17 protein-coding genes are annotated in these 25562 nt (G+C 34.2%); 6 read left to right on the forward strand and 11 right to left on the reverse strand.

The window, feature by feature from the left end:
* Nucleotides 1-5: 5 nt before the first annotated feature.
* The 3 genes from ACIDC4_RS04115 to ACIDC4_RS04125 form a co-directional block, all read right to left on the reverse strand.
* Nucleotides 6-935, reverse strand: coding sequence for a PorP/SprF family type IX secretion system membrane protein (locus ACIDC4_RS04115; RefSeq protein WP_412041867.1), 930 nt, complete (start codon nt 933-935; stop codon nt 6-8).
* 32 nt (nt 936-967) lie between these two features.
* Nucleotides 968-3616: a T9SS type B sorting domain-containing protein gene (locus tag ACIDC4_RS04120; protein WP_412041868.1), complete on the reverse strand. Its 2649-nt coding sequence runs from the start codon at nt 3614-3616 to the stop codon at nt 968-970.
* Between the two features lie 159 nt (nt 3617-3775).
* Nucleotides 3776-5101 (reverse strand): PDZ domain-containing protein, encoded by a 1326-nt coding sequence (locus ACIDC4_RS04125; protein WP_412041869.1) that lies wholly within the window; start codon nt 5099-5101, stop codon nt 3776-3778.
* 122 nt (nt 5102-5223) lie between these two features.
* Between ACIDC4_RS04125 and ACIDC4_RS04130 the strand changes: the two genes are divergently transcribed.
* From ACIDC4_RS04130 to lgt, 6 genes are all read left to right on the forward strand, one after another.
* A complete protein-coding gene (locus tag ACIDC4_RS04130) occupies nt 5224-6420 on the forward strand; it encodes a pyridoxal phosphate-dependent aminotransferase (protein WP_412041870.1) in 1197 nt (398 codons plus the stop codon).
* Between the two features lie 202 nt (nt 6421-6622).
* The gene (gene folE / locus ACIDC4_RS04135) at nt 6623-7294 is read left to right on the forward strand and encodes a GTP cyclohydrolase I FolE (RefSeq protein ID WP_065448260.1); all 672 of its coding nucleotides are present in this window, start codon (nt 6623-6625) and stop codon (nt 7292-7294) included.
* Nucleotides 7295-7390: 96 nt separating this feature from the next.
* Entirely contained in the window at nt 7391-7756 is a 366-nt protein-coding gene (locus tag ACIDC4_RS04140; protein WP_078008313.1) for a four helix bundle protein, read from the forward strand.
* A gap of 80 nt (nt 7757-7836) precedes the next feature.
* Nucleotides 7837-9315, forward strand: a complete 1479-nt coding sequence (cysS, locus tag ACIDC4_RS04145) for a cysteine--tRNA ligase (protein ID WP_412041871.1) — start codon at nt 7837-7839, stop codon at nt 9313-9315.
* Between the two features lie 22 nt (nt 9316-9337).
* On the forward strand, nt 9338-9577 hold the full coding sequence (gene yidD, locus ACIDC4_RS04150; protein ID WP_230036446.1) for a membrane protein insertion efficiency factor YidD: 240 nt from the start codon (nt 9338-9340) through the stop codon (nt 9575-9577).
* A gap of 63 nt (nt 9578-9640) precedes the next feature.
* Nucleotides 9641-10573 carry a prolipoprotein diacylglyceryl transferase gene (gene lgt / locus ACIDC4_RS04155; RefSeq protein WP_412041872.1) on the forward strand — a complete coding sequence of 311 codons (933 nt, stop codon included), beginning with the start codon at nt 9641-9643 and terminating at the stop codon, nt 10571-10573.
* A 54-nt stretch (nt 10574-10627) separates the two neighbouring features.
* Here lgt and ACIDC4_RS04160 read toward each other — a convergent pair whose 3' ends face one another.
* From ACIDC4_RS04160 to ACIDC4_RS04195, 8 genes are all read right to left on the reverse strand, one after another.
* Complete coding sequence (locus ACIDC4_RS04160; protein ID WP_412041873.1) at nt 10628-11242, reverse strand: acyloxyacyl hydrolase; 615 nt, start codon at nt 11240-11242, stop codon at nt 10628-10630.
* A gap of 83 nt (nt 11243-11325) precedes the next feature.
* On the reverse strand, nt 11326-14316 hold the full coding sequence (gene secDF, locus ACIDC4_RS04165) for a protein translocase subunit SecDF (RefSeq protein WP_412041874.1): 2991 nt from the start codon (nt 14314-14316) through the stop codon (nt 11326-11328).
* Between the two features lie 228 nt (nt 14317-14544).
* On the reverse strand, nt 14545-15480 hold the full coding sequence (gene mdh / locus ACIDC4_RS04170) for a malate dehydrogenase (RefSeq protein ID WP_194616482.1): 936 nt from the start codon (nt 15478-15480) through the stop codon (nt 14545-14547).
* Nucleotides 15481-15589: 109 nt separating this feature from the next.
* Nucleotides 15590-17530: a DNA topoisomerase (ATP-hydrolyzing) subunit B gene (gyrB, locus tag ACIDC4_RS04175; RefSeq protein ID WP_412041875.1), complete on the reverse strand. Its 1941-nt coding sequence runs from the start codon at nt 17528-17530 to the stop codon at nt 15590-15592.
* Nucleotides 17531-17880: 350 nt separating this feature from the next.
* On the reverse strand, nt 17881-20619 hold the full coding sequence (locus ACIDC4_RS04180) for a M16 family metallopeptidase (RefSeq protein ID WP_412041876.1): 2739 nt from the start codon (nt 20617-20619) through the stop codon (nt 17881-17883).
* A 299-nt stretch (nt 20620-20918) separates the two neighbouring features.
* On the reverse strand, nt 20919-22535 hold the full coding sequence (asnB, locus tag ACIDC4_RS04185) for an asparagine synthase B (protein WP_412041877.1): 1617 nt from the start codon (nt 22533-22535) through the stop codon (nt 20919-20921).
* Between the two features lie 323 nt (nt 22536-22858).
* Entirely contained in the window at nt 22859-24535 is a 1677-nt protein-coding gene (gene asnB / locus ACIDC4_RS04190; RefSeq protein ID WP_055098428.1) for an asparagine synthase B, read from the reverse strand.
* Nucleotides 24536-25111: 576 nt separating this feature from the next.
* Nucleotides 25112-25561, reverse strand: a complete 450-nt coding sequence (locus ACIDC4_RS04195) for a hypothetical protein (protein WP_412041878.1) — start codon at nt 25559-25561, stop codon at nt 25112-25114.
* Between the last annotated feature and the right edge of the window lies 1 nt (nt 25562).

Here is a 25562-nt window from a genome sequence, read left to right on the forward strand (position 1 = left end):
TCATTTTAGAAGAATCTTGGTGATTTATCATATCCTTTTCCTAATAAATCCAAATCAAAAAGCAACATAATTTCGTGCGTACCGGAATTAAACTGTCCCATATTCGAAAGCGTATGGTCGTATGCATAACCTACTCTAAGCGATGGCGTAACATTGATGTTCATTAAAGCACTTACTGCATCATTTACTCTGTAAGCTGCTCCCAATTCAAATTTATTATTATACAAAACATTTGCTGTAAGGTCTACAGAAACTGGTGCTCCGGGAACAAACTTCGACATAAATGCCGGTTTTAGTTTGACCCTATCATTGATCTGGAAAACATATCCTGCAGTTAAAAAAGTATGAATAGCCTCTGATCCGTAGGCGTTGATTCCGGACTTTTCTTCGATATGCTTAGAACTCAGTAAATTTGGTGCCGATAAACCCACATAGAAATTATCTCTAAAATAATACGCTCCTACTCCAATGTTGGGTCTGGTGACGTTTATATTTTCGGCGAAAGCCAAATCTGTTTGTGTATCAGTAAATTTGAATCCGTTAAAATTGGTTTGCAGCGAAGTAAAACCCGCTTTCAATCCTAACGAAAGTTTATTTTTTCCGCCAAGATTCAGGACATAAGCAAAATCAGCATAAAAATTATTTTCCTTTTTAGCGCCGTCTCCAATATCATCAGAAACTAACGAAAGACCCACTTCAACTTTATCTGTAACAGCAGTATGACCAAAAAAGGTAAAAGTTTTTGGCGCTCCTACGGCTCCAACCCATTGTGTTCTGTATAATCCTCCAAGATTTAACATGGCAGGAACTCCCGTAGCATACGCGGGATTTACTACACTCATATTGTACATATAATGTGTGTATTCCGGATCTTGCTGGGCTGAGGCTGATGTTATATAAAAGAGAAAAAGTATAAAAAGTGGTATTTTTTTCATTTGAAAATTATATTAAATAATATAAAAAGGAATTATCTATTGAGGTAAAGTCGGCCTTGCTGTGCTTTTCTATTGTCTTTATTAAAATTGACAATATAAAAATAGACTCCGTTTGGCGCTATTCCGTCTCCAAAACCTGCAGCTTCAGAATTTCTTCCGTCCCAATTGGGTTTATTTGCATTTCCTTTAAACATTACATTTCCGTATCTATTGAAAATTTCAAGCGTATAATCCGGGTATAAATATTCAATATCAGGAATTCTGAAAGTATCATTTACATTATCTCCATTTGGCGAAAATCCGTCAGGAATAAAAAAGGCATATTCTGCAGGATCACATTCGGTTAGTGAAACGGTAACTTCTAAGACGCTATCCGAAATACAATCGGTAACGCTCGAAAGATCGTATCCATAATAAGTAGCTTTATCGACAAGCAAAGTAGTCGAAGCCAATAAATTACCATTGTTTTGAGCATCATACCACGAAACCGTCGAAGGTACATTTGTCGCCTTTGAAAGATCTGAAATTGCTGGATTTTTTAATCCGCAAAAATTTTGTCCGTCAGGATTCAAAGTTGGTGCGGGAGTGTCTTTTACTACAACCGAAATCATACTGGCTGGCGATGTACAATTTGTCGCAGACGTTTCGGTAACATATAGTTCTTCAGATTTTAAAAGGTAGGTATCTGCAAGCGGCGTGGTTAAAGCTGCAGAATTATACCATTTATATTGCGGGCCACGCGGTGTTAAATTCGCAATTGTTGCTCTGTCTACTTTGCAAAAATCCGGCGGATTAACTGCAACTGGCGCCAACGGAATTGGATTGACTAAAAAGCTATCTAATATATTTACCAAAAGACTTCCACAACCTGTAATATCATTCGTTAAATAAGTAGCCGAAATCACAGTAGAGCCTGTATTTGCAAGCAAAGCTGACGGAATTACAAAACTGGCATTTCCGTTTACAACCGTTAAATCGACAGTTTGTGCTGTCGAAGTATTACTATCTAAAAGCACATAAGAAAGTTTCACTTTTGTTAAGGTTCCTAAGCCTGAAACGTTCGCAGTAAAAACTCCGTTTAAACAATCATCATTGACCACTACTTTTACATTTATAACAACAGGCAACGGATTAATTGTCAGGTTGCCTATAACATTTGCTGTATTACTACATTGCGGAGTTGGATTTGTAATATTGGTGATATTAGTAATTGTAATTACAGATAATCCGCTATTTACGTTAAGGCTTCCCGGAATTTCAAAACTGGCTTTTCCTCCTACAGCTGTTATAGTGGCAGTTTGCGCTGTCGCTACATTATCGCCATTGATCTTGTAAAGGATACGATACTTACCATCGGCTAATAAAGTGGCATTCGAAATTTGAACTGTTGCAATATCGTTCTGACAAACTGCGCTGGCAGTTATTACAGCATTATCTAAACGCGGCAACGGAGAAATATTTATATCATAAGAAAAAGGACTAAATATAGTGACACACTTTTTTGGGCCGGCTGTTGGAATAATGCTTGTAACGTTGACAGTAAACTTACCAACCTTTTGAAAATAGGCAGATTTAATTGGAAAATTAACTACTCCGTTTAGAAAATTTACCGTTACCGTTTCTGATCCTCCGGTTGGACCTGCGACATTAAAAGTAATTTTATATTCTCCGTCAGGAATACCATCAGGACCTTCTGTAATTTTTGCCGAATAAGTAGCGGTAGCCATCTCACTTTCGCAAATATCTTTAAGCACAACAAGTGTTGTACCTGTAAAATCAATTCTTTTTTCGAGTGTAATGGTTACAAATGCAGTTCTGTCGGTACAGATATTTTGGTTAGGAACTGCAAGAACGGTGTACGTATAATTCAGGTCACCCGCTCCATACTTATCAAACAATTCCTTAAGATTAATATTATGATCTGATCGTGAAGTGATATCAGGACCTTTCCAAACACCACCGGGATCTTCATCTTTAAGTGATTCAAACATATCATAATTGGTATAACTGTCTAAATCTGTAGTTCCGCATAATGTAAGTTCTTGTGGGTTTCCCTCTTCAGGCGTCCTTACAATGGTGACATATACAGTTGTAATTAGCGGCGTAGACGGGCAATCGGGCACGAGCGGCACCTCATACGTAAATTGACGTGTTTCTGTTGGGGTTGTAATATATCTAATATTAATGGAAGGCGAACCCAGAATCGCGCCTGCAGCATCTCGCCAGATTCCGTTTTCATGAGGTCCCATAACGGTACTATCAAATGCCGTAAAAAGATTAAAGCTGCCGGCAAGACTACATACCGTAGCTTTAGATCCCACTCCTACATAAGCACCAATCGTAAGTGTTATTGTTGCTGTATTATCTGTACATCCCGCAACATCAGGAGCAGTATAGGTGTAATGGTAAACACCACCTTCTTTAATAAGTTGTGCATTTAGATTTCCGGTAATAGAATCCAAACCTCTAAAATTATTATCGTCTGTCCATTTTCCGCCAGCAGTTGGAGAACCTCCAAGTAATGAAAATAAAGAAATATTTTGATTAGCTGAATTCTGAATGTCACAAATTATTTTTTGTGCATCATCACCAGCACATTGTGCATACATTTTTGAGGGTAAAACCGATAAAAAAACAAAAAACAATATAATTTGTAAGAAATTAGAGTAGTTTTTAACCATAAAGTGTTATTTTAGGATAAACATAATAAATTATTAACGTTCATTAAACAAAAAACACAATTTAATAGTTAAATTTTCACAAAACCCAAACAAACTGCAAAATTATCAATGATAATATTCCCTTTTGTTTAGATTTTCAATTAATTGTTTTTTAGCTTTTTATAATTCATCTTCAAGTTTAAACCTAAATTTTAAAATAAGGCTGTTTCTTTCTACTTCAAGATTAATCCAAATATCTTCTTCAGATTTTAAAAGGGTATTGATTTGTTGAAGACTATATTTATAAGGTGCGTTTTTGTTGATGCTTACAATAATGTCTCCTTTTTGTAATCCGCATTTTTCGGCAGCTGAGTTTTTACGGATGTTGACAATTTCGTAAACAGGTTTTAATGAAAATTTGTATCTGAAATTACCATCCTTTTTTTCATTATTTGCAACTTCATCTAATGTTGAAGCCACTTTTACCATTTCTAAATGAACCGTTTCCTGAACCCACTGAAGACCGTTGTGCTGAATAGTGATTCCGCTTTTATTATAAGTAAAGGGTTCAGAAAATTTACCGTTTTTTTTAAGATACATTTTCTTATCTGCATAATCCAGAACTACGGTAAACCTTTTTAAAACTTCTCCGCCAACAGATCCTATTCGATCCGGAACCATTTTTACATTCTTAATAGAGCTTGAATCAGGAAATGAAACTATTGGTTTTTTAAAATTAAAATCATCAATTAAAAAATTATCAATTTTAGCCCGATGCCCTTCAATATCACCACTAAAACCTTTTCCTAAAAAGTCTGGGAAATTCTTTTTAGGTAATTTAATTTTATTGTTTTCAAAAATCCAGAAAGCATCACTATTACCTATATCAATTAGTAATTTTGCCGGCACTTTATTATCATCAACAATAGCGGTGGCATAGATATAAGGTTTGGATCTTTCTATAGTTATAGGAACTGTTTTGAATTTTTTATATAGTTTTTGTTTGGTTTGTTCGTTGTTTAGATGCACAACTATCCTCTTTTTTTGATAATTGATTTCTACTATATTATTTTTAAAAAATTTATATCCTATGATTCCGTTTACCGGAATCCCTATATGCGAAGACAAATTAAAACTCTGATCTAAAATAATATACACTAAATGATTACTTGATTTTAAACCATGTGTTTCCAAAACATTATTCGTCGATTTCAGGCCTTCTATTTCGGCTTCACTTCCTAAGCCGCGTAATTTTATTTTCTGGATATTATTAAAACTCACTTCCTGCCTTTCTTCCATACTAAACAAGATCGTTTCTTCGACACCGGAATCAAGGAGGAAATTTAATTCGATACCGTTTACTTTTATTGGAATAAAAATAAGGTTATTAATCAGTTTGAAAGGAATAGTAACCTTGCTACTGTGCTTATCAATCAAAAAATCACCTTGTGCCATAAGTGACAAAGATGTCAAAAGCCCAAAAAACAACATGAAATATTTTTTCATTGATAATATTTTATGATAAAATTACTAAAAATATTGATAATTGTTACATTTTAATAAGTACCTGTAATGTTTACGTTAAATTCGAAAAAAAAATGCAAATTTGCACTTCAATAATAAAACTCATGCCAACAATTTCACACAAAGGCAGAAACATGCCCGAATCACCGATACGTAAACTTGCTCCTTTTGCAGATCTTGCAAAACAAAAAGGGAAAAAAGTGTATCACTTAAACATTGGTCAACCGGATATCAAGACACCCGAAGTGGCCATCGAGGCGGTAAAAAATATTGATTTAACTCTTATCGAATACAGTCCGTCTGCCGGATATGAAAGTTATAGAAAAAAATTAGCTCAATTTTACCAACGTCAAAACGTAAATGTTAACTCAGAAGACATCATTGTTACTACTGGTGGCTCTGAAGCCTTATTGTTTGCATTGGCCACAATTACAGATCCGGGAGATGAAATTATTATTCCGGAACCTTTTTATGCTAATTATCATGCGTTTGCATCGTCTACGAGTGCAACTGTAATTCCGGTTATTTCTACGATCGAAACTGGATTTGCATTGCCAAGCATTGAAGATGTTGAAAAATTGATTACACCAAAAACCAAAGCAATTTTAATTTGTAATCCTGGTAATCCAACGGGTTATTTATATTCTGAAGCCGAGATAAAACAATTGGCCGGCTTAATAAAAAAACACGATTTATATTTAATCGCTGACGAGGTTTATCGTGAGTTTTTATACGATGGCGATGATGTTCATTATTCTGTAATGAATCTTGAGGATGTTCAGCAAAATGTAATCATGGTCGATTCTGTTTCAAAACGTTACAGTATGTGCGGAGCAAGAATTGGATGTTTGATTACTAAAAATAAAGATGTTTTAGCAACTGTAATGAAATTTGCACAGGCGCGTTTGAGTCCGCCAACTATTGAGCAAATTGCCTGCGAAGCTGCGATAGATACGCCACAAAGTTATTTTGATGAAGTAATATCAGAATATAAGGGCCGTCGTGATACTTTGATTACAGAATTGAATAAAATCGACGGTGTTATTGTGACCAAACCCAAAGGCGCTTTTTATTGCATTGCACAATTGCCAATAGAAAACTCTGAAGATTTTGCACAATGGCTTCTTGAAACTTACGATCTTAATGGTGAAACTGTTATGGTTGCTCCTGCCGCGGGATTTTATTCTACTCCCGGAATGGGATTGAATCAGGTAAGAATTGCTTATGTCTTAAACAAAAAAGATTTAGTGACTGCTGTAAACATTTTAAAAGAAGCACTTTTGGTTTACAACAAAAAATAAATAACAAAAAACAAAAACCTTCAAAAGACAATAACACCTTATGTTATTGTCTTTTGTGTTTTAAAAAAATACCATTTTGGTTTTAATTTAAATTATATCCAAAAAGGAACGATTAAATAGTAAAAACGATAGAAAAGGTTTCCTATTTATTAATTATCTTTACCGCCTTAAAAAGATATACCCATCATAATAGTAGTTTTTAATGATAAATAACGAAGATTTTTTAGACGAAATAGGAGACAATCATTTTAGCAGCAACGCACAAAACCCTGTAAGACAGGATGCTTTTGATTTAAGCGATGATGAAAAAATAGAAAGAATAAAAAAAGATGTTGAAAATATCCTACAGACTTTAGGGATGGATTTAACGGATGACAGCATAAAAGGTACTCCAAACAGAGTAGCAAAAATGTTTGTAAAGGAAATTTTTGGTGGTCTTAATCCTTCAAAACAACCAAAAGCTTCAACTTTTGATAATAATTACAAATACGGTGAAATGTTAGTCGAGAAAAACATTACCGTTTATTCTACCTGCGAACACCATTTATTACCAATTATAGGACGCGCGCATGTTGCTTACATTTCGAGCGGAAGAGTGATTGGTTTATCAAAAATGAACCGAATTGTAGAATATTATGCCAAAAGACCTCAGGTTCAGGAGCGTTTAACAATGCAAATTGTTCAGGAATTACAAAAAGCTTTAGGTACTGAAGATGTTGCCTGCGTTATCGATGCCAAACACCTTTGTGTAAACTCAAGAGGAATTAAAGATATCGAAAGCAGCACTGTAACGTCTGAATTTGGTGGAAAATTCAAAGATCCTCAAACTAAGAGAGAATTTTTAGATTATATTAAATTAGACACTCAGTTTTAGTTTAATCGGTAAATCGTTAATTTGTTTAATCGCTTTATCACTAGATCTTAATTTTCGATTAAACGATTAAACAAATCAACAATTAAATAGAAAAAGATGTATGTTTTTTCATTTGAAAAGCTAGAAGTCTGGCAAAATGCAAGAATGTTTATTTTGGATATTTACAAATTAACTAGTAAATTCCCCTCAAATGAGTTGTTCGGAATAACATCTCAAATAAAAAGAAGTTCATCATCAATTGCTACTAATATTGCGGAAGGAACTTCAAGAAATACAAACAAAGACAAAGCTCATTTTTTAACGATCTCATATTCATCGGCAATGGAAACTTTGAATCACTTAATTATTTCAAAAGATTTAAATTATGTGTCTGAAACAGAATATGTCGAATCTCGTGAAAAAATTGAAAAAATCTGTAATCAGATAAATAGTTTAAAAAAGTATTATCTTTCAAAAGAATAATACGTGACAAATTAAAAAACAAAAAAACGTTTACACGATTAAACAAATCAACTATTAAACGATTAAACAGCAAAACAAAAATGCCATTATACATATCACAGCCTCTAAAAATATACAATTCACTTTCGGGTGAAAAAGAAAATTTCAAACCAATCCATGAAGGAAATGTTGGAATGTATGTTTGCGGACCTACGGTTTATAGCAATGTACACTTAGGAAATGTGAGAACTTTTATGTCTTTTGATGTGATATTCAGATATTTTCTACACCTTGATTACAAGGTGCGTTATGTTCGTAATATTACTGATGTCGGGCATATTGTAGACGATGTTGATGAAGGTGAAGATAAAATTGCCAAAAAAGCACGTTTAGAGCAACTGGAACCTATGGAGGTTGTACAGCGCTATACGGTAGATTTTCATGATATCCTGAAATCTTTCAACTTTTTACCTCCAAGTATCGAACCTACTGCTACGGGACATATTATTGAGCAAATCGAAATTATCAAAAAAATCATTGATACCGGAATTGGTTATGAAGCCAACGGATCTGTTTATTTTGATGTTGTAAAATATAACGAAAATCATAATTACGGAGTTTTAAGCGGCCGAAATATCGAAGATATGTTAGCCAATACGCGTGATCTTGATGGTCAGTCTGATAAAAGGAATCCGCAGGATTTTGCTCTTTGGAAAAAAGCAGAACCGGAACATATCATGAGATGGCCTTCGCCGTGGAGCGATGGTTTTCCGGGCTGGCATCTTGAATGTACTGCGATGAGTACTAAATATCTGGGTAATCATTTTGACATTCACGGAGGTGGAATGGATTTAAAATTCCCTCATCATGAATGTGAAATTGCTCAAAACGAAGCTTGTACAGGTCAGTCTCCGGTAAATTACTGGATGCATGCTAATATGCTGACCCTTAACGGTAAAAAAATGGCCAAATCGACTGGAAATAATATTTTACCAGGCGAAATTTTAAGTGGAGACAATACTATTTTAAGCAAAGCTTTTTCAGCTTCTGTAACTCGCTTTTTTATGTTACAGGCGCATTACAGAAGTATTCTGGATTTTTCTGACGACGCTATTGTTGCGGCCGAAAAAGGATATAAAAGATTAATGGAAGCTGTTGATGCCTTGCCAGGTATTTCAGCAAGTGCCACTAGTTCTATAGATATTGCTTCATGGAAGCAATTGTCTTACGATGCCATGAATGATGATTTTAATACCCCTATTTTAATCGCACAATTGTTCGAGGCTGTTCGTTATATCAATTTACTGAAAGAAGGAAAAGAAACGATTTCTGCCGAAGATCTAACTTCATTTACAACTGCCATTAATGCTTTTGTTTTTGATGTTTTAGGTTTAAGCGATGAGAAAGCTGCTGACGCTAATAATGATAAATTAGAAGGTGTTGTAAATATGCTTATTGGAATGAGAAATCAGGCCAGAGCCGATAAAAACTTCGCACTTTCTGACCAAATTCGCGATCAGTTGATTGCTTTGGGAATCCAGTTAAAAGACGGAAAAGAAGGCACAAGCTTTTCTATATAATTCATTCATTTTCTAATAAATCATGAAAGTAACTACTCCGTTTGTTTTATTAGTGCGCTTTTATCAAACTGCAATTTCGCCTTTTACACCGGCAAGCTGCAGGTTCGAACCAACATGCTCGAGCTATATGATTCAGGCACTACAAACTCATGGATTATTTTATGGCGGATATCTGGGAATAAAACGAATTTTGAGTTGTAATCCTTGGGGAAGAACCGGCTACGATCCTGTTCCCGAAAAGAAATGTTCACATAAACATTAACTTTTTATAAAGACCAACTATACTTTAAATATTTATTTTTACAACACAAAAACAATTTAATATATGACACTTTCTTCAAATATCATTTGGAATCCTTCAGAAGGAATCGACTTAGGATTTTTTATGATTCGTTACTACAGTTTAATGTTCGTAATCGCTTTTGGATTAGGCTGGTTCATAATGAAAAAGATTTTTGAACGCGAAAATGAATCACTAGATAAATTAGACTCTTTATTTGTCTGGACTGTTTTAGCAACTTTGATAGGCGCACGTCTGGGACATGTTTTGTTTTACGACTGGGAATATTTCAGAAATCATTTACTTGAAATCTTCTTGCCATTTAGATTTGAACCAAAGTTTGAATTTACCGGCTTTCAAGGTTTAGCAAGCCATGGTGCAGCAATCGCTATTATAATTGCAATGTACTATTACAGCAAAAAAATCTTAAAACGTTCTTTATTATGGATTTTAGATCGTGTAGTTATTCCTGTAGCGAGTGGTGCTATTTTTGTTCGTCTTGGGAATTTTTTCAATTCTGAAATTATCGGAAAAGAAACTGATTCTGCATTCGGGATTCGTTTTTTACATGATCAGTTTAGCAAAAATGAAGCTGTAAACGCAACACAAATTGCAGATCCAAAAGCAGCTTACACTGCAATTGCAACAGATCCTAAATTTGCCGAATTATTAGCTCAGGTTCCTGCAAAACACCCAACACAACTATATGAAGGTATTGCTTATATATTTGTTTTCGCTACTTTATATTTCTTGTACTGGAAAACAAATGCAAGACTTAAATCAGGATTATTGTTCGGATTGTTTTTGGTTCTTTTATTTGTAGTTCGTTTTATAGTAGAATTTGTAAAAGAAAGCCAGGGAGGAATCGAAGAAGAATTGGGGATTTTCTCTACAGGACAATGGTTAAGTATTCCTTTTATCATTATAGGTTTGTTTTTTATTATTAGAGCGCAAAGAAATCCTTTAGCAACATCTTAAAATAATATTCAAAATAAAAAAAGCCCAAAATCTAAGATTTTGGGCTTTTTCTTTTTATAAACCATACGAAATACCTATTTCAATATTCTTTGTATTGTAGCCCGCATTTTCACTATTTAATCCTGCATTAGATACGTGCCGGATACTCGGTCGAATATCAAACCTAAACTGATCTACTTTAGCGGATATTCCAAAAGCTAAAACATCTGCAAAAGCAAACCCATCAGACATTCTTTCGGTTTCAGTATCTGTAATCATGGGACCTATACTTCCTAAAGCATAAATTGAAAATGTTTTGCCTATTGGCTTTCTTACCAGAAATCCAAAATTTAAAACGTATTCATGGATATCCTTCAATTTGGTATATTCTTCTCTTTTTTCGATGTAATCAGGCGTTTCAGGCTTTACAAAATAAAAATTAAGCAATTGATGTGAGGCAAAATTAATTTCCGGCTGAATCAAAATTTCATACTGAAAGTGTTTCATCTCTTTAATTCGATAATACAATTGGGCTTTATAAAAGTGATTGGTAAAAGTGTAGTTTCTGTTACTGAATTCACTTCCAAAACCGTAATTAAGGCCTATCGCAATTTTACCCTTTTTATCTTGTGCAAAAGCATAAAACACAACACAAAGAAACAATACAACAAACAGTAATTTTTTACTCATAAATAACTCTTTATAAGTCTAAATATAGCACAAAAAAAAGATCCAACTTTCGTTGGATCTTTTTAATTTATAGAAACCTGCAATTATGCTTGTTTGTGTTTTTCTTCAATTGTGTGTTTCTCATCAGTTGAAATCGTGTCTACCAATACTGGTGTAGCGATAAATAATGAAGAGTAAGTTCCTACCACAATACCTACTAACATCGCGAATATAAATCCTCTGATAGATTCTCCACCAAAGATAAACATCGTTAATAATACAATGATCATCATTAATGACGTATTCAACGTTCTTGATAATGTAGTATTAATAGAAGCGTTTACGATATCTTCGAAGCTACCTTTACGGTTTCCGATGATAAACTCTCTCACCCTGTCAAATACAATTACGGTATCATTCATAGAATAACCAATAACGGTAAGAATTGCAGCGATAAAGTGCTGATCCATTTCCATGTGGAAAGGCATGAATTTATAACATAAAGAGTAGATACCTAATACAAAGATAACGTCATGCGCTACAGCTGCGATCGCTCCTAATGAATATTGCCATTTACGGAAAGAAACCATTAAGTACAAGAAGATTGCTGCCATTGCACCAAGAACTGCCCAGTATGAGTTAGTTTTGATATCCTCAGAGATAGAAGCTCCAACTTTAGAAGCTTGTAATACACCGATTTTTTTACCATCAAATGAGTTGATGAATTTATCGTAAGAAGTGTTTGGGTAATACTTTTGCAATGCATTGTATAATTTTTGATTCACTTCTTCGTCGATAGCTACACCATCTTCTTTAATCTTATATTTTGTCGTGATTTTTAACTGATCATCATCACCTAAAATTTTAGCCTCAACAGGAGTTCCAAAAGCTGCAGATAACTCATCTGAAACTGTTGTAGCATCAATTGGTTTTTCAAATTTAACCTGGAATGTTCTTCCTCCAACAAAATCAACACCTTCATCTAATCCGTTTACGAAGAAGATAGAAGTTAAACTTACTACAACTACAATAGATGAGAAAATATAAGTGAATTTTTTGATTTTAATAAAGTCAAAGTGGAAGTTTGTAAACCAGTTTTTAGTAATGTTTGTAGAGAAAGTTAAATCACCTTTTCCAGCAATATTTCTGTCGATAAAAATTCTAGCGATAAAGATTGACGTAAACATTGAAGTTACGATACCAATAAGTAAAGTTAAAGCAAAACCTTTAATTGGTCCTGTTCCAAAAATAAACAAGATAGCTCCAGTTAAAACGTGTGTTACGTTCGCATCAATAATAGAACGCATTGCTCCGTGCCATCCGTAAGAAGCAGCAACTGCCTCAGACAATGATTTACCTTCACGTAATTCTTCTTTTGCTCTTTCATAGATAATAATGTTCGCATCTACCGCTGTACCTAATGTAAGTACGATACCTGCAATACCTGGCAATGTAAGTACAAAACCAAAACTTGCCATAATTCCGAATAAGAAAAGTAAGTTCAATAATAATGCTAAGTTAGCATACCAACCTGCTTTACCATAATAGAATACCATCCATAAACAAACTAATAAAAATCCTAATACAGATGAAATTGTACCTGCATCAATTGCAGCCTGACCTAAAGATGGTCCTACAACAGTTGACTGAACAATATCAGCAGAAGCTGGTAATTTACCTGCATTTAAAACGTTAGCTAAATCTTTAGTTTCAGCAACATCAAAAGATCCTGTAATTTCAGATCTTCCTCCGGCAATTGGCCCACTAGTAACACCAGGAGCAGAATATACGATGTTATCTAAAACAATAGCGATATAACCTTTTTGAGAAAAAGCTCTACCTGTTAATTCTTCCCAAACTTTAGCACCCTGGCTGTTCATTTGCATAGAAACAGCTGGTTTTCCTAATTGGTCAAAAGTATCTTTTGCATCAGTAACAACTCCACCGCTCATCGCAGGAACGTTATCTCTGTTTCCTTTTAAAGCATATAATTCAACTACTTCAATATCTTTAGCAGTTTTTACATCTTTTGCTTGTGGGTCTTTTATAGTAGTTGGTTTGCTCCATACAAATTTTGCATTGTGCTGATCAGCTCCTAATAAAACTCTGATATCTGCTCTTTTGAAATAGCTGTTTACAGCAGCAGTATCTTTTGGTGCGAAGTAACCTAAAACTGGTCCACCACCCTGACCTACGATTTTGTCAAATAATGGGTTGTTTCCTTTTTTAGCAGCAACTGAATCTTTAGTATCAGTTAATAAAGCATTTAATGAATCTTTAGCAACAGTTTTAGTTTCTGTTTTTTTGATTTCCGTCTTTTTTAAAGCCTCATTTGCAGAAACTAAGAAGTTTCCGATTTCTTCAATTTTATAAGTTTCCCAAAACTCTAACTGAGCTTTTCCACCTAATAATTTTTTAATTCTATCAACATCCTTAGCACCTGGAAGCTCAACTAAGATTCTTCCTGTTTCTCCTAATTTCTGGATGTTTGGTTGTGTAACACCAAATTTGTCGATACGCTCTCTTAATACTTTGTAAGCACTTTCAACAGACTCATCAACTTTTCTTTTGATTACTTTTTGAACTTGCGAATCAGACATTTGAAAATCGATTCCACCTTCTCCTTGTAAACTTCTGTTTGCAAAAATATCAGGTGAAGCTAATTTCACTGTTCCGTTTGAATTCGCTTCAAAAGCTTCAAAAAACTTATTTAAGTAAGTTTTATTTCCTTCTAAATTTGCACTTGCATCAGCTAATGATTTATTAAATACCGGATTTTTAGAATTGTTAGCTAAACCTTTCAAAACATCTTTAATAGAAATTTGAAGAATCACGTTGATTCCTCCTTCTAAGTCAAGACCTTTATTAAGTTGTTTGTTTTTTACTTCATTATAAGTAAAATCCGAAAAACCAAGGTTCAACACTTTTTCTTTACCAATAGAATCTAAATATTTTAATTCTTTATCAGGATTATCTCCTGCAAAGGCTTTAGCTTCACTTTTGACATTATTTGCCACAAAAGTGAAAGAAAGTTGGTAAATACTTACCAATGCAAATAGAATTGCGAAAAATTTAATAAGTCCTTTATTCTGCATTATTACTAAAAATTAATTATGTTTTATTGTTTGTTTTTGGTTTTAAATTCCCTAAAAATAAGCCCTGACGTGAGTTTTTAAAACTAAAAAATCGAGATCACGAATTACAACATTTTTTTTAAACCGAGCAAATATATAATTCTCGAAATGATTAACCAATTTATTTATTAATTAATCTTAAAAAAAAGACTGCAAAAGTGCAGTCTTCTCCTTTTTTTTCGAAAATCGTTATACTAAAATCGATTTTAAAGCGTCATTCATTCCACGAACTGCATCTGCACTTTTAGCAAATAAAGCCTTCTCCTGCTCGTTTAATTTGATGTCTAAAATTTCTTCAACTCCGTTTTTACCTATTATACAAGGCACTCCTATACATATATCATTTTGACCATATTCGCCTTCAACAAAAACAGAACATGCAATCATTTTTTTCTGATCGTTTAAAATACTATCTACAAGAAAAGCAACAGAAGCTCCTGGCGCATACCATGCTGATGTTCCTAAAAGACCTGTAAGTGTAGCTCCACCTACCATTGTATCGGCAGCTACTTTTTGCAATACCTCTTCTGAAAGAAATTCTGTTACCGGAATTCCGTTATAAGAAGCCAAACGCGTTAAAGGAATCATAGTAGTATCACCATGACCTCCAATAACCATTGCAGAGATATCATTTGCAGGTTTATCAAGAGCCAAAGAAAGATATGTTCTGAAACGAGAACTGTCTAACGCTCCACCCATACCAATAATTCTGTTTTTTGGTAATCCTGTAGCTTTTAAAGCTAAATAAGTCATAGTATCCATTGGATTAGAAACTACAACAATTATAGTATTTGGAGAAAATTTCAATACATTCTCAGCAACTGTTTTTACAATTCCTGCGTTTATACCAATCAATTCTTCACGAGTCATTCCTGGTTTTCTTGGAATTCCTGATGTAATCACTACTACATCACTTCCGGCAGTTTTAGAATAATCATTGGTTACACCAGACACTTTGGTATTAAAACCTGTATTTGTTGCACATTGCATAATATCCAACGCTTTCCCTTCGGCAAAACCTTCTTTAATATCCAACAACACTACTTCGCTTGCAATTCCTCTATAAGAAATAACATCTGCACATGTAGCTCCAACATTTCCTGCTCCTACAATGGTAACTTTCATATTTTATACTTTATCGGTTATTAATTAATTTGTGTGTTTAATAAATCGACAATTCGTTTAATCGTCTAAGTAAATTTAAACAATTAAACGAATTGATGATTAAAAATTATTAGGCATCGATATTAGCGTAAACAGCATTTTTCTCGATAAATTCTCTACGTGGCGGAACTTCATCTCCCATTAACATTGAGAAAACTCTATCTGCTTCGGCCAAACTATCAATAGTTACCTGACGTAAAGTTCTAAAACTCGGATCCATTGTAGTTTCCCATAATTGCTCCGCGTTCATCTCTCCAAGACCTTTATAACGTTGAATAGCAGCACTTCCTCCCATTCTTTCGTTTGCCTGATCACGTTGAACATCGTTCCATGCGTATTCTTTTTTATTTCCTTTTTTAACTAAGTATAAAGGCGGCGCAGCGATATAAACGTGACCTTCTTCGATTAGTTCTTTCATAAAACGGAAGAAGAACGTTAATATTAAGGTAGAAATGTGACTACCATCGACATCGGCATCACACATGATGATTACTTTATGATATCTTAGTTTTTCAAGATTTAAGGCTTTACTGTCTTCTGCAGTACCCACGGTAACTCCAAGAGCAGTAAAAATGTTACGAATCTCTTCGTTTTCGAATACTTTGTGGTGCATCGCTTTCTCAACATTCAAAATCTTACCACGTAATGGTAAAATCGCCTGAAAGTTACGATCACGACCTTGTTTGGCTGTTCCACCAGCCGAGTCTCCCTCGACAAGGTAAACCTCACATCTTGCAGGATCCTGCTCAGAACAATCTGAAAGTTTTCCTGGCAATCCACCGCCACCCATAACGGTTTTACGTTGTACCATTTCACGTGCTTTTTTAGCAGCGTGACGGGCTTGTGCAGCCAAAATTACTTTTTGGATAATGATTCGGGCATCATTTGGATTTTCTTCCAGATAATTTTCTAACATTTCTCCAACCGCCTGAGAAACCGGAGAAACTACTTCTCTGTTTCCTAGTTTAGTTTTGGTTTGTCCTTCGAATTGTGGCTCTTGTACTTTTACCGAAATAATAGCAGTTAATCCTTCACGGAAGTCATCTCCCGCGATTTCGAATTTCAATTTATCCAGCATTCCGGATGCATCTGCGTATTTTTTAAGGGTTCTTGTTAAACCACTTCTAAAACCTTGTAAATGCGTTCCTCCTTCGTGTGTATTAATATTATTTACGTATGAGAAAATATTCTCTGTATAACTTGTGTTGTAAATCAAGGCAACCTCAACCGGAATCTCCCCTTTTTCGTGATCCATGCTGATAACGTGAGAAATAATTGGCTCACGGTTACCATCTAAATAACGAATGTATTCTTTAAGACCTTCGTCTGAATGAAATACTTCAACCTTAAACTCACCTTTTTCATCAACTTCTCTTTTATCTGTAAACGTGATTGTGATTCCTTTATTCAAGAAAGAAAGCTCACGCATACGAGCTGACAAGGTATCATAAGAGAACTCTGTAGTTTGAGTAAAGATCGTATCATCAGGGTAAAAAGTCTGACGTGTACCTCTTTTATCTGTTTCTCCAATTTGTTTAACAGGATAAATTGCTTTACCTCTTTCGTACTCCTGCTCATAGATTTTACCTTCTCTAAAAACAGTAGATTTCATATGAACCGAAAGTGCATTTACAACTGAAACCCCAACACCGTGTAAACCTCCGGAAACTTTATAAGAATCCTTATCAAATTTACCTCCCGCACCAATCTTGGTCATTACTACTTCAAGTGCCGAAACACCTTCTTTTTTATGTAAATCAACTGGAATACCACGACCGTTATCTTCAACTGTTACTGAACCGTCTTCGTTAATTGCAACACCAATGGTATCACAATGTCCTCCCATCGCCTCATCAATAGAGTTATCAACAACCTCATAAACCAAATGATGTAGCCCTCGAACACCCACATCTCCAATATACATCGATGGACGCATTCTTACGTGCTCCATTCCTTCTAATGCCTGAATACTATCTGCTGAATAATTGTTCTTCTTGATTTCTTCGCTCATATAATTTATTCTAAAAAATGTAATTATTGTCTAACACGCAAATATATAAAAACGCAAATTATATATCCGTTAAAATACCATATAAAGCACTTAAGTTATTAACACAATTAGCTGAAAAACCAAAAAATAAATTCTAAATTCCAAAAATTATCCTCTTTATTAAATAAATTCCAATTTTTAAATCCAAAATTCCAAAACTTAAAGGAAATTCCAATAAATAAATTCCAAATTCCAAAACTTTAAATGATGCAAAAACAAAATCCGAAACAACATTTTTAATGTCATTTCGGATTTTAAAATTTACAACCAAATTGGAATTTGGAATTTATTTTATTGGAATTTTACCACCTTTATGGTTTCTTATTAAAATCTCCCGCATAAATTGAAGTCATTTTTTCTAAACTCAAATACTTTCTCAAAACTGCATTTACGTCTTCTACTTTCAACGCTTTGACTTTAGTTTCAAGATCGTCATAATCTTCTAAAGGAATTCCGTATTGAAGATAGCTGTTTGTTAAACTAATCAACATCATGTCATTTCCTAATCTTGTTTTTCTTTCATTTAGCCAGCTTACTAAATTTGATTTCACTTCTTCAGCCGTAAATCCGTCTTTTAGTGCTTTTGCAATTTCTTCTTTTGTTGCTGCTTCAACTGCACCTTTTTTCGTTGGATTCAGGAATGCATAATATTCCCAAAATGCAACCTCGCTTACAACCGGAATACTAATAAACGAACCCGCACCGTAACTAATTCCTTCTTTTTCTCTTAATCTCATTGGAATTCTGGCGCTTAAAAAACCACCACTTCCAAGAATTTCATTCGCCATTACAAATGCAGGATAATCCGGGCTTTTCAAATTCATTTTAAAAGAAATTTTACCCGTTGCAACCGCATTTTCCTTGTCTGGAGTAATATAATCTTTGTCTATCTTTTTAGTATCTGAATACGTTGGTAAAGCAAGAACATATTTTGACTTAGAATTCCATTTACCAAAAGTATTTTCAAGAATTTGTCCTGTTTCTTTCGCATCTAAATCTCCAACAACAGTTCCTACTCCGTTATTTCCTCCAAAGATATTGGTATAAAAATCAACGATTTCAGATTGTTTTATTTTTTTGTAAGCATCAATTTGCTCCTGAACGGTCGAGGTATAAAAAATACTTCCTTTTGGATAATTCGATGTTAATCTTGAAACTTCGATAAAAGCAATCGACTGAGGATCATTAAGATTTGATTCTAAATAAGTATTGTACTCATTGATCGTTTTGGTTAATTCATTTTCAGGAAAAGTAGAATTCACTAACAAATCTCCCAAAATATCCATTACACCCTTAAAACTTTCTTTGTAAGTATTAATGTTGATTGACAAAGTCTGACCTGAATAATCAAAGTATACACTTGATTTTAATTGATCTAACTGATCACTAATTTGCTCTTTAGTTCTGGTTTTTGTGCCTGTTTTCATTAATTGAGCAAGAATAGATCCTATATCTCCTTTGCCCTCTAAATCTTTTTCGTTACTCACCGGAAATTTAAAACTCGCCTGAACTTTTCCGCCTTTTATTTCTTTTTTGATTAAGCCATATTTTGCTCCGTTACTAAGTTTTCCTTCTACAAAATTTTGTTTTAAATTTTTAATAGAAGCTTCAAATGCAGCAGCTTCTTTTTCTAAAGCTTTTCCTTTATAATCTTTTGTTACCGCTACTATTTGCTCATCTGTATATTCGACAGGTTTTAATCTTTGCTCATCCTTAGACGGAATAAATATACCAACTGTTCTATTGTTGCTTCTAAAATATTTCTCAGCAACTCTTTGTATATCTTCTTTGGTTAGATTTTCGACAACATCTCTGTATAAAAATCCTAACCTGTAATCTCCTGCTCCAACAATTTCAGTAAGATTTATGGCAAACGAAATGGTATTATTTTTTATACCGTCAAGTTGTTTTATAATTTTTGCTTTTGCTCTCGCTACATCTTCATCAGTATATTTAGTCGTTGCAATTTTATCCAACTCTGTTCTTACTAATTCTTTAGTCGCTTTGATATCTTTATCATTAGGAACCGCTACGCCAAAATATACATAACTTGCATCTCTGGTGGTTGGCTGCCAATAATAAACACTAGACACTTTTTGAGTCTCTATTAATGATTTATACAAATATCCGGATGGATCCGAAGTTAAAATTTCGCCCAAAGCATCAATTGCAGCATAATCCTTGTCTACATAAGCCGCTGTATGATACACAGCTCCAATATTCTTGCTGTCTCCCGCTCTGTTAAGCTCTACAAATTTTTCACCATCTTGTGCCGGCTCAACCGTATACGTTTTATCCAAAACTCTTTTTGGTTTTGGAATAGCTCCAAAATATTGCCCAACATATTGTAATGCTTTTTGCTCATCAAACTTACCGGCAATTATTAAAGTAGAATTGTCAGGCTGATAATACTTCTCGTAAAAAGCCCTAAGCGTAGTTGCTTTTACTCTTTCTATATCTTCTTTACTTCCTATGGTACTATTGCCGTAATTGTGCCACAAATAAGCCGTCGAAAGTATTCTTTCCTGTAATACGCGATCCGGATTATTCTCTCCTATTTCAAATTCGTTTCTTACTACCGAAAACTCTTTAGATAAATCTGCCTGCAAAATAGTCGCATTGATCATTCGATCTGCTTCCATTTCGATACTCCATTTTAAGTTTTCATCACTTGATGGAAAAACTTCATAGTAATTCGTTCTGTCTAACCAAGTCGTCCCGTTGGCATTTCCTCCTTTATCCGAAAGCATTTTTTTAATGTCTCCCAAATTTTTGGTACTTTTAAAAAGCATGTGCTCCAGCAAATGCGCCATACCTTTTTCGCCATAACCTTCATTTCTGGAACCCACATTGTAAACAATATTTACAACCATATTGCTTTGCGAAGCATCCGGAATTAAAAGAACTTTCAATCCGTTATTCAACGAATATTCTTTTACACCTTCGACATTTTTAATGTATTTTGGAGCTTCTGTCTTTTTCTGCGCATAAACAGAAGACAATGAAACAAGAGAACAGCATAACACGCTGCTTAATAATAAGTTTCTCATAGATTCTAGTTAAAGGATTAGTTAATTTTTGGTAATCAAATATAGCTTTTTTCCTAAATACGATATTAACATTAACTTACTTTTAGTAATTTACGGCAAACCGTAAAGCTAAAATTCAGGCATAAAAAAAATCCGAAATAAGCACTTTAAATGCTCTTTCGGATTCTTTTTATTTATTTTCAAAACTGGAATTTAGAATTTATTTTTTTTTGAAATTTTATAATTAGAAATGTGGCTTCATATTTCTATTATTCTATTCCAAATTGGAATTTTGAATTTATTTATTGGAATTTAAAATACTAAACCGTTACTCCGGCTTTCGAAATTTCAACATCTGCTTTTACGTGAGCGGCATTCGCTCTTCCGCTTGGATCTTGGTTTTCCTGCCATTTCGGAATCCATTTTCGAACGGTTTGTGCGGCGCTAACCTGTGGATAAAATTTATGAAAAATAGATCTGTAAAGATAAGCCTCTTTTGTTGTAGGCGAATTATATGGGAATTCAGCACTTGCTCCTGCCAATTGCTCGTCTGAAACTTGTGTTGCACAATACTCGATCAATTCATCGATCCAATTGTAACCTACTCCATCAGAAAATTGTTCTTTTTGTCTCCATAAAACTTCAGCAGGCAAATAGGGATTTTCAGTTGTATCGAATGCTTTTCTTAAAATATATTTCTCGATACCATCGTATGTTTTTGGTTGCTTTTCTTCGGTTTTAATTCGAATGGCAACATCTAAAAAATCTTTGTCTAAAAACGGAATTCTGGCTTCTAGTCCGTGCGCCATGGTTGTTTTATCGGCACGTAATAAATCGGCAGTAAATAACTTCTGTACCCTTTCGATAGTTTCATCCTGAAATTCTTCTGCTGATGGTGCATTTCTAAAATACAAATGACCTCCAAAAACCTCATCGGCACCTTCACCGGAAAGAATTACTTTTATTCCCTGATCGGCTATGGCTTTCGATAATAAATACATCGGAACTCCGGATCTTACTGAAATGATATCGTAAGTCTCGATATGATAAATTACTTTTTCTAAAATAGAAACACCTTCTTCTACCGTAAAATGTATTTCGTGATGTTCTGTACCTAAAAATTCAGCGGCTTTTCTTGCCACAGCATTATCAGGTGAATTCGCATCTAAACCAATAGAAAACGAATGTAGTTTTTGTCCGTTATCTTTTAATATTCGGGATGCAATCGCAGATGTTAAAGATGAATCTAAACCTCCTGAAAGCAATACGCCAACAGGAACTTCACTCATTAAACGTTTACGTGTAGCATCGATTAATGATTCACGAACCAAATCAAGATCTAAAGATTTATTCGCATTCGAATGATCTTCGTACTCCGGATTATAATATTTTACAAAACCAGTTTTACCGGTATAATAATGTCCCGGAGGAAAAGTTGAAAATGATTTACACTGATCTGCAATTGATTTCATTTCTGAAGAAAAATAAATTCTTCCTCTCTCGTCCAGTCCGTAATACAAAGGCTTAACACCAACAGCATCTCTTGCCGCAATGTAATTATCACCATCGATAATTACAAAAGCAAAATCGCCATCAAGTATATTACAAAACTTGTATCCAAATTCTTCGTACAAATGCACGATTACTTCCGAATCTGATTTTGTTCTAAAGGTATGCTCTTTTAAAACCGTGTCTTTTAATTCCTGGTAGTTATAAATTTCTCCGTCATGCACCATCCAGGCTTTATTTGTTCCCTGAATAGGCTGTTTACCTGATTTAAGATCAATAATTGACAGGCTCTCATGGCAAATAATACTGCCATTTTCCATAATGTGTAAATCACTTTCATCAGGACCGCGATGCGACATTCTTGAAGAAAGCTCTTTTACAAGTTGCGGGTCTTTTCCTTTACCAATAACAGCCAATAATCCAGACATACTATTCTATTTTTTTATTTCTTTTAATTTTTACTCACAACTAAAAGGGGCAAGCCTAATATAAAACCTTTTTATAATTCACTAATATTCAGCTAAAACCAAATATTATTTTCAGCTTTGATGTAGTTTTATCGCTACAATACAAGCTTCTTAATATTATTTCGGCGAATGCCAAATATAAAAAAGAAACTTAAATAATTATTGAAAAATAATTTTAAGTCACTGAAATAATAGAATTTAACATTATAAGACAAGAAAAACGCTCTCAGGATTGAGAACGTCTTTCGGAAATATAATATATACTAATTCTAAAAATTCTTTTTTTATGCTTTCGCGTAAGCGTCATCATGCACACTTGCTACAGCTCTTCCTGAAGGATCGTTCATGTTTTTGAACGCTTCATCCCACTCCAAAGCAATTTTTGTACTACAAGCCACACTTGCTTCCTGAGGCACACATAAAGCTGCTGCATCACTTGGGAAATGTTCTGCAAAGATTGAACGATAGTAATACTCTTCTTTAGAAGTTGGTGTTTGCAATGGGAATTTGTATTTCGCATTTGCCAATTGCTCATCCGAAACTTCTTTGGCTACCACTTCTTTCAAAGTATCAATCCAGCTGTATCCTACTCCATCAGAAAATTGTTCTTTTTGTCTCCATGCTACACTTTCCGGCAACATATCTTCAAAAGCTTTACGAACTACCCATTTTTCCATTGGATGTTCTTTATTGATCATTTTATCTTGTGGGTTGATGCGCATCGCAACATCCATAAATTCTTTATCTAAGAATGGTACACGTCCTTCGATTCCCCAGGCTGCTAAACTTTTGTTGGCACGCAAACAATCGTACATATGAAGTTTACCTAATTTACGAACGTTTTCTTCGTGAAATTCTCTTGCGTTTGGCGCTTTATGGAAATATAAATATCCTCCAAATAATTCATCTGCACCTTCACCAGATAATACCATTTTAATTCCCATTGACTTAATAACTCTCGCCATTAACCACATTGGAGTCGATGCTCTAACCGTAGTTACATCATACGTTTCTAGGTTGTAAATTACATCACGAACAGCATCTAAACCTTCCTGAATTGTAAATTTAATTTCGTGGTGAATAGTTCCGATATGTTTTGCTACAATTTGAGCCGCTGCTAAATCCGGAGAACCATCTAGTCCTACCGAGAAAGAGTGCAATTGCGGGTACCAGGCATCTGTTGTATCATCTGACTCAATACGTTTTTGTGCAAATTTTTTGGCTACAGCCGAAGTAATAGACGAATCTAAACCTCCGGAAAGTAAAACTCCGTAAGGAACATCACTCATTAATTGTCTGTGAACTGCTGCTTCAAGTGCTTCTTTAATCGCAGGAATACTTGTTTCATTGTCTTTTACTGCATCATAATCTGTCCAGTCTCTTTTGTACCATTGTACAAATTCACCGTCTTTACTTGTCATATAATGTCCCGGAGGGAATAATTGAATTTTTGTACAATATCCTTCTAGAGCTTTCAATTCAGAAGCTACATAAAAAGTTCCGTGTTGATCCCAACCAATATATAATGGAATAATTCCCATATGGTCACGAGCGATAAAATACTCATCTTTCTCAACATCATAAATCGCAAATCCGAAGATTCCGTTCATTTCATCTACAAAGTGAGGTCCTTTTTCTTTGTATAATGCTAAGATAACTTCGCAGTCACTTTCTGTTTGAAAGTTATATTTTCCTTCAAATTGTTTACGCAATTCTCTGTGGTTGTAAATCTCACCATTTGCAGCCAAAACCAATTTTTTATCTTCTGTAAATAAAGGTTGTTTTCCTGAAGCTGGATCTACAATCGCCAAACGCTCGTGAGAAAGAATTGCTTTATCATTGCTGTAAATTCCGCTCCAGTCTGGTCCGCGGTGACGAATGATTTTAGACATTTCTAATACTTGAGGTCTTAAGGTTTCGGCTTTTTGTTTTAGATCAAAGGCACATACGATTCCACACATAATTCTATATTTTTATTTGTAAATTTTATTTTGATAGGGCAAAGATGCATTAATGGTTACAATTGAAAAACACAAACATTCATTTCAGTTATAATTTAAAAGCATAAAATTGTTTTTACATATAAAATGTAAAATTTTAACACTAAAAAAAGCCTCAAACTTAAAGATTTCAATTTTAAGCTTAATCAGAAGTAAAAAAGCAATGTTTTCAAGAAATCTTTGAATTAAATTTTATGATATTTCAAAAACAATAAAAGATTCTCAAAGACAAGAATAGAAGTTGCTTTGAAATTGTGATTTTCATCAAATTACACAAATGCGCGTCTTGTTTTGTCATCTTGACGAAGGAAAGATCACACTAGAAACTCCGCACAGTAAATCGATAATGATTGTCGGGTACCGTGTGTGATGAATGGATTAAAATCCATCCCTACAAAATAAATCGAGCCTAAGGCTCTTTATGTAAAGTTCCGGAGGAACGGCTTATTTTGTAGCAACGGATTTTAATCCGTTGAAGAGTGCGAATAATATCCTTTTTAATCTGCTTAAATCTGTGAAATCTGCGTGAAACAACATTTACAAAACACTCTCAATCGTATAATGCGTTTTATTAATTTCAAATTGAAACCCAACCTTATTCCCCATTAAATGAGAACCAAGCGGAGATTGTGGAGAAAGCGCAATAACATTGATACCATCAATAGCAATTTTAGGAAGTGCAACACTTACATACAAATAGATTCCGTTTGCTTTTACCAAACTACCTGAAATAATATTTTCAGTTGTTTTCGACGCATCAATTTTATCCAGAATCGCTTTTTGGGTTATTGCTTCTTTTAGTTTATTGGTGAGTTTTTCCTGCTCGATATGCATCATCGACAAAGCGGTTTCATGTTTATCGCCGGCTGAACCTTTGGCATCATTTTTAGAATCTTCGGTCAAAGCCGAAATCATGTCTCTGAAAACATCTATTCGGTCCTGAACCATTTGCAGGTAATGAGAATGTATTTTTTGTTTGAATTCCATT

Origin of the sequence: Flavobacterium sp. C3NV, from assembly GCF_046825355.2 — a bacterium.
GTDB lineage: Bacteria > Bacteroidota > Bacteroidia > Flavobacteriales > Flavobacteriaceae > Flavobacterium.

What these genes read in the sequence shown, in the direction of transcription:
- yidD (WP_230036446.1), top strand. Translation starts at nt 9,338, where the DNA reads ATGAAAGTAACTACTCCGTTTGTTTTATTAGTGCGCTTTTATCAAACT.
- ACIDC4_RS04195 (WP_412041878.1), bottom strand. Translation starts at nt 25,561, where the DNA reads ATGGAATTCAAACAAAAAATACATTCTCATTACCTGCAAATGGTTCAG.
- folE (WP_065448260.1), top strand. Translation starts at nt 6,623, where the DNA reads ATGATAAATAACGAAGATTTTTTAGACGAAATAGGAGACAATCATTTT.
- mdh (WP_194616482.1), bottom strand. Translation starts at nt 15,480, where the DNA reads ATGAAAGTTACCATTGTAGGAGCAGGAAATGTTGGAGCTACATGTGCA.
- ACIDC4_RS04130 (WP_412041870.1), top strand. Translation starts at nt 5,224, where the DNA reads ATGCCAACAATTTCACACAAAGGCAGAAACATGCCCGAATCACCGATA.
- asnB (WP_412041877.1), bottom strand. Translation starts at nt 22,535, where the DNA reads ATGTCTGGATTATTGGCTGTTATTGGTAAAGGAAAAGACCCGCAACTT.
- asnB (WP_055098428.1), bottom strand. Translation starts at nt 24,535, where the DNA reads ATGTGTGGAATCGTATGTGCCTTTGATCTAAAACAAAAAGCCGAAACC.
- cysS (WP_412041871.1), top strand. Translation starts at nt 7,837, where the DNA reads ATGCCATTATACATATCACAGCCTCTAAAAATATACAATTCACTTTCG.
- ACIDC4_RS04160 (WP_412041873.1), bottom strand. Translation starts at nt 11,242, where the DNA reads ATGAGTAAAAAATTACTGTTTGTTGTATTGTTTCTTTGTGTTGTGTTT.
- ACIDC4_RS04180 (WP_412041876.1), bottom strand. Translation starts at nt 20,619, where the DNA reads ATGAGAAACTTATTATTAAGCAGCGTGTTATGCTGTTCTCTTGTTTCA.
- ACIDC4_RS04125 (WP_412041869.1), bottom strand. Translation starts at nt 5,101, where the DNA reads ATGAAAAAATATTTCATGTTGTTTTTTGGGCTTTTGACATCTTTGTCA.
- secDF (WP_412041874.1), bottom strand. Translation starts at nt 14,316, where the DNA reads ATGCAGAATAAAGGACTTATTAAATTTTTCGCAATTCTATTTGCATTG.
- lgt (WP_412041872.1), top strand. Translation starts at nt 9,641, where the DNA reads ATGACACTTTCTTCAAATATCATTTGGAATCCTTCAGAAGGAATCGAC.
- ACIDC4_RS04115 (WP_412041867.1), bottom strand. Translation starts at nt 935, where the DNA reads ATGAAAAAAATACCACTTTTTATACTTTTTCTCTTTTATATAACATCA.
- gyrB (WP_412041875.1), bottom strand. Translation starts at nt 17,530, where the DNA reads ATGAGCGAAGAAATCAAGAAGAACAATTATTCAGCAGATAGTATTCAG.
- ACIDC4_RS04120 (WP_412041868.1), bottom strand. Translation starts at nt 3,616, where the DNA reads ATGGTTAAAAACTACTCTAATTTCTTACAAATTATATTGTTTTTTGTT.
- ACIDC4_RS04140 (WP_078008313.1), top strand. Translation starts at nt 7,391, where the DNA reads ATGTATGTTTTTTCATTTGAAAAGCTAGAAGTCTGGCAAAATGCAAGA.